A 7,111-nucleotide genomic window follows, 5' to 3' on the forward strand; every position below is an offset into this window, starting at 1 on the left:
CGCCCGGGACCGACGGCGTACGGCCGGTGCCGCGTCTCAGCTGTGCATGGTCGTGCCGCAGGCGGTCGAGGAGATGGGGATGAAGCCGCGATCGAGGATGACGGGCGCGCCGCCGTCGGACCGGCAGATCCAGCCGTTGCGGCCGAAGATGTCCTGCAGTGCCTTTCCATGGGCGTCGGTGCTCCTCCACTCGGCGGCGCGCACCGTGTTGGTGAGGACGTACCCGAACTGGCTGGCCGCGAAAACATAGTTGATCCTGTGGGTCACCTGATCCACGGCGGGGATCCCGTTCAGGCTGCGCACGGTGAGCACACCGGGGTCGTCCCCGGGCCGGGTGTGCCCGAGGTACGCCTGGTCGACGTAGCGGCCGACCGAGTACGGGACGAGAGCGCCGGGGTCGTGCAGGACCGGGTCGGTGCCCCGATCACCGTGCTCGACGACCCGGACGCACGAGCGGTCCTGTCCGCCGGAACTGTTGTGCCTCGGAACGTAGTCGATGGCCCGGAGGAAGTAGTCGGAGGAGTCCATCGGCACACCATCGACGCCGAGCTGGTCCACGAAGAGGTGTCCGGCCAGCACCGGAACGACGGGAGCGTCGGGCAGGGACGGGTCGATCTGCCGCCAGGTGGTCACCCGGCAGTTGTAGATCTCGGAAAGCTGGGCGGTGGTCAGGCCGGCCGGCGCGTAGCCGCCGGCCGGGGCGGCCCAGCTGATCGCGTCCTTGGCCATGGCCACGAAGAGGTTGGTGGTGGGGTCGGTAGGCCGTGGGGCACGAACGCTGCGGGCGAAGTCGACGGTGCTGCTGGTGGTGGTGTTCAGGGCCAGGAGGCCCGCGCTGCTCCCGTCGGGTCGGCTGATCGTGGTGGCCCCGGTCTTGGTCGTGATCTGTGCGGACCCGGTGGAGTCCCAGCTGTACAGCCGGGGCGAGGCGGTGTTGCCGGCGGCGGTCAGCGAGGCGTTGTACCCGGTGGAGAGCTGGTTGAGCAACTGCTCCGTGACTCCCGCTCCCACGCCGACGATGTCGGTCGGGGCCAGTTGAGGCGGGTCGGCGAGGGCGGGGGTGGTGACGGCGAGGGCCAGTGCGGAGGCCAGGGCGAGGGCCGAGGCGGCCCGGGCGGCGAGGCGAAGCATGGGGTGGACTCCCGGTCGGGGGACGGTGCGGTCATCGGCATCCTTGAGCCGCCCGTCCGGCGCCCGAAAGCCCCCAGCATTCTGGGATGCGCGGCGTCACCGCAGGTCGGGCCCGCTCCTCCGGTCCCCTCACCACCACCTGTTCTTCCTCCGGTGGTGCCCGGGCCACCCGCCCGGGGCCGGGCGGGCGGAGGCCTCCCGCGTTGTTAGGGTCGGGACATGGCAGTGAGCAGGACGGGCCTCGGCGGTCCCGGCGGTCCCGGCGGTCCCGGTGGTCCCGGTGGTGGTCCACGTCCCCCCGCGCGGTTGCGGCTCGACGCGCGGCGCAACCGCGACCTCCTGCTCGCCACCGCCCGCGACCTGTTCGCGCGGCACGGGCTGGACGTGCCGCTCGACCAGATCGCCAAGGAGGCGGGCGTCGGCAACGCCACCCTCTACCGGCACTTCCCGACCCGCCAGGCCCTGGTCGCCGAGGTCTTCGCGAACGCCGCGAACCTGCTCGCCGAGGCCGTGGACGAGGCGCTGGCCACCGAGGACGCCTGGAGCGCGATCGAGTGCTACTTCGAGCGGATCCTCGAATTGGTCGCCGCGGACCGGGGGATCAACGACCTGGTCACCCGGGCCGTCCCGACCGTCCCGGGGCTGCTCGGGATCAGTCGGCGCAACGCCGCGACGGTCGGCTCGCTGGTCGCCCGCGCGCAGGAGCAGGGCACCATGCGCGCCGACGTCACCACCATGGACCTGCTGTTCGTGTTCGGCGCGCTCTGCCGGGTCCTGCCCGCGGCCACCGAGCTGCGCCCCGACCTGTGGCGCCGCCACCTCGCGCTGCTGCTCGACGGCTTCCGCGCCCGGGCCGCCCACCCGCTGCCCGTCCCGCCGGTCGGCGAGGAGCGGTTGGACCGGATGTTCGCTGAACTCTGGGCTGCCGACACCCCGGCCGACACCCCGGCCGACACCTGACCCACCTGCCCGACTGCCCGACCGCCCCGCGTCAGGAACCCGTACGGACCGGCCCCGCCCGCGTCAGAGCTCCGTCAACGAACCGCCCCTCTGCCCTCCGCCGGGCTTGGCTGGCACCGACGACACCGGTCATCAGCGACCGGTGACCGGTTCGGAAGGACGGACAGCGCCATGGCGGACGAGCCGACAGCCCTCCCCAACGGGTCGTGGGCGCCCGAGGACGACGGCCGGGGCCGGATCGTGGTCGGCGTCAGCGGCTCGCTCGGCAGCCTCGCCGCCCTGCACCGCGCCGTCGCCGAGGCCCGCGGGCTCGATGCCGAGGTGCTCGCCGTGCACTGCTGGACCCCGGTCGGCGGCGAGTTCGGCTACCGCCGGTCACCCTGCCCGCCGCTCCTCTCCGCCTGCCGCGACGCGGCCGCGACCCGGCTGCGCGAGGCCCTCGACCAGGCCTTCGGCGGCACCCGGCCGGGCGTGCGACTGCGCAGCGTCGCCGTCCGCGGCGAGACCGGGCAGGCCCTGGTCCGCTGCGCCGACCGACCGGACGACCTGCTCGTCCTCGGCGCCGGCCCCAGCGGCCTGCTCGCCCGCGCCCTGCACCCGTCGATCACCGCCTACTGCGTCCGGCACGCCACGTGCCCGGTGCTCGCTGTCCCGAAACCGCCGCTCCAGCGCGAACTGGAGGCCATGGAGCGCCACCCCCGGACCCGCCTGACGGTGACGGTATGACCGCGCGCCTCGCCCCCTCGATGTCCGCCGCGGTCGCCCTCACCACGTCCGCCGCGCTGCTGCCGGCCCTCGCGGTCCTCGGCGAGCTCCGCCCCACCTGGGTCGCGCTCGCCGCCTACGCCGCCCTCTGCGCCGCCGTCGGCGGCCGCTCCCGTCCCTCCGCCGCCGCGCTGATCGGCCCGGCGGCCTGGCTCTTCCACAACGGCTTCGTCGAACACCGGCACGGCGCCCTCGACCTCGCCGCCCCGGCCGCCGAGGCCGCCCACGTCCTCCTCCTCACCGCGGCCGCCCTCGCCGCCGCCCTCCTCACGGCCCCGCCCGGCCCGCGCCCCGGCGGGCGGTACGACCTCGCCGCATGACGACTCGGCGGCCCCGGCGGAGCGACCTATGATGTGTCATCTCGCTGACAGCCGCCGGGGATGGGGAACGCGTTGTTCGAGCAGGCGAAGCATGCGGTCGTGACGATCGACCCGCCGGCGCGGACGACGAGCGGACGATGAAGGGATCCTTCCGGGCACTGCTGATCGGCGTGCCGAAGTACCGCGACGAGCACATCACCGACCTCCCGTTCGTCCGGGACGACCTCGCCGAGCTGGAGGAGGCGCTGTCCTCGGCCGGCTACGAGGTGGTCGTCCACGAGCCGGACGAGACGGACCGGGAGGGCATCGACGCCGCCGTCGAGACCTTCTTCCAGCAGGCCGCCGCCGGTCAGACGCTGCTGGTCTACCTCAGCGGCCACGGCATCCACCACGACGGCACCGACTACCTGGTCCCCAAGGGGGCGCTCACCAGCGCCCGGGACTTCCGCGGCAAGTGCCTGGCGCTCGACTTCGCCCCCTACGTCGAACAGAGCCTGGCCGGCGACGTGGCCGTCCTCGTCGACGCCTGCCGCGAGGGCATCGTCATGCGGGAGATGGCGCCGAGCAACGCCGTCGGCTGGTCCGAGGCGCAGGTCCGCCGGGTCGGGAAGCGGCACTACTGCCACGTCTACGCCTGTTCGCCCGGCGAACGCGCCCGCTACGCCACGGCGGGCGGGACCACGTTCAGCCTCTTCTCGCGGGCGCTCAGCACCGTGGTGGCGAGCGAGACCGGCCCGCGCACCCTCGCCGACCTCCAGGAGCAGCTGCAGACGGCCGTGGACGCGCTCACCGGCGAACACGAGTGCCCGCGCCAGCAGGTCAGGGTCCGCGCCGAGGGCGGGCTCGACGGCTTCGTCCTGTTCGAGCGGCCGGACCGTGAGCCCGTCGGCGCGGCGGGGGAGCACCCCTGGGTGGTCCGGGCCCGGGAGCACCCGGCCTGGCGGCAGGTGGCCGACGGCCCCGGCGCCGAGGCGATGCACACGGCCGTGACCGCCCTGGTCGAGCGGCTCGCCCCGCTCGCGGCCGCCGACGAACGGGCCCTGGCCGAGGACCCGTGGCGGCTGACCGACCTCGCCGAGCGGATGTCCGGCCGACTGGGCTGGCTGCTGTCGAAGGTCCTCAACGCCGAGAAGCTGGCGCTCGCCCCGGCCGAGGCGGCGCTGCTGGTGGCCGCGCCCTTCGTCCATGTGGCCTGCGCGAACCGGGTCGCGGTCGAGGCACTGTCCGTCGGGCCCACCGACCTGGCACCGGTCGCCTCCCCCGCCCCGCTCCGGGCCGGCTACGAGCAGTTCGTCACGGGCCGCGCGCGGCTGGTCCGGCGCGCCGCCCAGGCCGAGCGCTGCGGGGACCGGGCGGGGGCGGCGGGCATCGCCTGGTGGCTGTTCCGCCAGTGGCTGGCGGGCAAGCCGGGCGGCCACCACGAGAACGTCCTGACCGCCCTGCGCGGACCGGTCGGCGCGCTCACCGAGCACCTCACGGCTCCCGGTGACCGGGACCTGGTCGCCGAACTGTTCGCCCTGGACGCCCTCCCGAGCCTGCTGCGCTCGCTCCGGACCTCCTACGACACCACCGCGAGCCGCCCGGTCCGCCAACTGGCCGGCGCCACCGAGGCGGAGCAGTACGTCCGGGAGGAACTGCTCGGCGCGCTGCTCGCGGTGGCACACCAGCTGGCCGTCGACCCGCTGCGACTGCCGGACGTCGTGGTCGAGCACCTGGGCATCTCGTACGCGGTCGACCTCGCCGAACTGCACGGGACGATCCAGGGCGCGCGCTGGGACCCGCGCGGCCGGACCAGGGTGCTCACCGCCGCCTGCCACCACCCGGCGGTCGGCCTGGCGCTCCGCCAGCACGCCGCCGGGCTGGACACCCTGCTGGGCGCGATCGATCTCCACGCCGGAACCGACCCCCAGCTCGCCCCGCTCCAGGACCTGCCCGTCCACGCGACCGCCGACCAGGTCCACGCCGCCGCGGACGAGCGGGGCCGGCCCATCTACGAGTCCACCGACCTGCGGTTCCGGCTCGCGGACGACCGGATCCAGGAACTCCTGATGGGGGAGCAGCTCTACGGCGACCAGGCGCTGGCGATCCGCGAGCTGTACCAGAACGCGCTCGACGCCTGCCGCTACCGGGACGCCCGCACCACCTACCTCCGCCGCCGCGACCCGCACGTGCCCGCGTGGACGGGCCGGATCGACTTCCGCCGGGGCGTGGACGAGCGCGGCCAGGCCTACCTGGAGTGCCGGGACAACGGCATCGGCATGGGCGAGCGCGAACTGCGCGAGGTCTTCTCGTACGCGGGCATGCGCTTCGCCGACCTGCCCGAGTTCCTCGACGAGCAGGCGGCCTGGCGGGCCGAAGGTATTGAGTTCCACCCGAACAGCCGTTTCGGCATCGGGGTGCTGAGCTACTTCATGATGGCCGACGACATCTCCGTCACCACCTGCCGCCTGGACCGCGACGGCCACCCCGGCGACCGCCTCCAGGTGGACATCGCGGGCCCCGGCTCGGTCTTCCGCATCCGCAACCTGGGGCGGGGGCACGACGCCGGGACCGTTGTGCGGCTGCACCTGCGGAACCCGGACGCGGCGCCGTCGTGCACGGGGTTGCTGGGGCGGCTGCTGTGGATCGCTCCGTACGACGTGACGGCGGAGGACGCGGGGGAGCGGCTGGAGTGGGCGGCGGGGGTGCTGTCGCCGTTCGCGCCGCTGGGCCTGAAGGATCCCTCCACCCGCGCTGCGGCGCGGCACAGGTCGGTACGCGTCGGTGCAACTGACCATGCCGCTGTGTGGTGGACCAGCTCTTGGGGCGGCGTTCTGGCCGACGGCCTCTGGGTGGGCTCGCCGTTCTTCGGAGCTGTGATCGACCTGAGCGGTACGCAGGCGCCGCGGCTGACCGTCGACCGTACCCGGGCTCTCGGTCACGACGCGGCACATGTGGCCCTGCTGCTGCACCAGCAGATCCCGGCACTGGTGCGCGAGGGCGGCACGATCCTCAACCGCGAGTGGCTGTCCCTATTGGTCGACCACCACCCCGTCCTCGCCGACGCTGTCCTCGAAGCGGCGGTTGCAGCGAGCTATCGACCGTGGTTGGTGGGGGCAAACGAAGTGGACATCACCGTCCTCGGCTGCTTCCCTTCGGATTCCCGTCTGCTGGTGGAAGGAGGCTGGCAGCGGTCCCAGCTGAGACTGGAAGGCGTCAGGTCCGTGGTGCCGGAGCACTTGGTGGACTGGCGGATGCTCTGTTGGGCGGCCGCCGGTGGCCTCAGCGACGTCACCGTGGCCGGTGGGAGCGGACTGGCGGTCGCCAGGCCTACCGACGAGGGTCTTGTGCGATGGAATCTCCCGGCGCCCCTCGAAGACCTGGTCTTGAACGGGGCCGCCGAATGGGTGGATCCGGCGGAACCAGTACCGCTGGGACATGTCCTCTCGGTCGCCCGGTGGGTGCGCCGCCGTCCCACAGAGGTGGCCGCCAGGCTCGCGGAGCTGGGGTACTCCCTGAGGGCAGGCCAGCCGGTACCGGACGAGGTCCTTGACGGTGACCTCGCGGTATTGAGTCGCCGGGTCAATGGCCGGCCTCCTTGGCTCGATGCGGCGAAGCCGGTGCCGCTCGGGCATGTCCTCTTCGCCGCGGAGGAGTTGAAATGGTCGCCTGAGGCCGTGGTCGCTCGGCTCGAGGCGCTCGATGCCGGCCGGACCGACCACCTGCTGTTCCCGCTGCCTCCCGGTACCGAGAACCTGCTCGTGCCTGATCCGGGGCAGGACCCGAACTGGCTGTCACCCGGCGCACCCGTGCCGCTCTGGAAGGTGCTGGCCGTGGCCGAGGCCACGAACCGTCGGCCACGTGACGTGATCGACGGTCTGGCCGCGCTCGGGCATCCCTTTGCGGGCACGGCTGTGCCGGTGACTTTCGAGGAGAGCGACTATGAAGTCATCTCA

The 7,111-nt window shown here is 73.5% G+C and carries 5 protein-coding genes; 4 read left to right on the plus strand and 1 reads right to left on the minus strand.

Translation table 11 applies throughout. From position 1 onward, the window contains the following. Positions 1-36 precede the first annotated feature (36 nt). Positions 37-1,131, minus strand: a complete 1,095-nt coding sequence (locus BI06_RS35480) for a substrate-binding domain-containing protein (protein ID WP_043475245.1) — start codon at positions 1,129-1,131, stop codon at positions 37-39. Positions 1,132-1,437: 306 nt separating this feature from the next. On the opposite strand from BI06_RS35480, the gene BI06_RS35485 reads away from it, so the two are divergent. The 4 genes from BI06_RS35485 to BI06_RS35500 form a co-directional block, all read left to right on the plus strand. Continuing rightward, positions 1,438-2,091 carry a TetR/AcrR family transcriptional regulator gene (locus BI06_RS35485; RefSeq protein ID WP_051742627.1) on the plus strand — a complete coding sequence of 218 codons (654 nt, stop codon included), beginning with the start codon at positions 1,438-1,440 and terminating at the stop codon, positions 2,089-2,091. A gap of 171 nt (positions 2,092-2,262) precedes the next feature. Next, positions 2,263-2,817: a universal stress protein gene (locus BI06_RS35490; protein ID WP_051742628.1), complete on the plus strand. Its 555-nt coding sequence runs from the start codon at positions 2,263-2,265 to the stop codon at positions 2,815-2,817. Continuing rightward, positions 2,814-3,176, plus strand: a complete 363-nt coding sequence (locus BI06_RS35495; RefSeq protein ID WP_043475248.1) for a hypothetical protein — start codon at positions 2,814-2,816, stop codon at positions 3,174-3,176. The genes BI06_RS35490 and BI06_RS35495 overlap by 4 nt, the downstream gene beginning before the upstream one ends. A gap of 137 nt (positions 3,177-3,313) precedes the next feature. Further along, positions 3,314-7,111 (plus strand): caspase family protein (locus tag BI06_RS35500; protein ID WP_043475251.1); only part of this gene is annotated, 3,798 nt, incomplete at its 3' end.

Origin of the sequence: Kitasatospora sp. MBT66 (assembly GCF_000710405.2) — a bacterium.
Lineage (GTDB): Bacteria > Actinomycetota > Actinomycetes > Streptomycetales > Streptomycetaceae > Kitasatospora > Kitasatospora purpeofusca.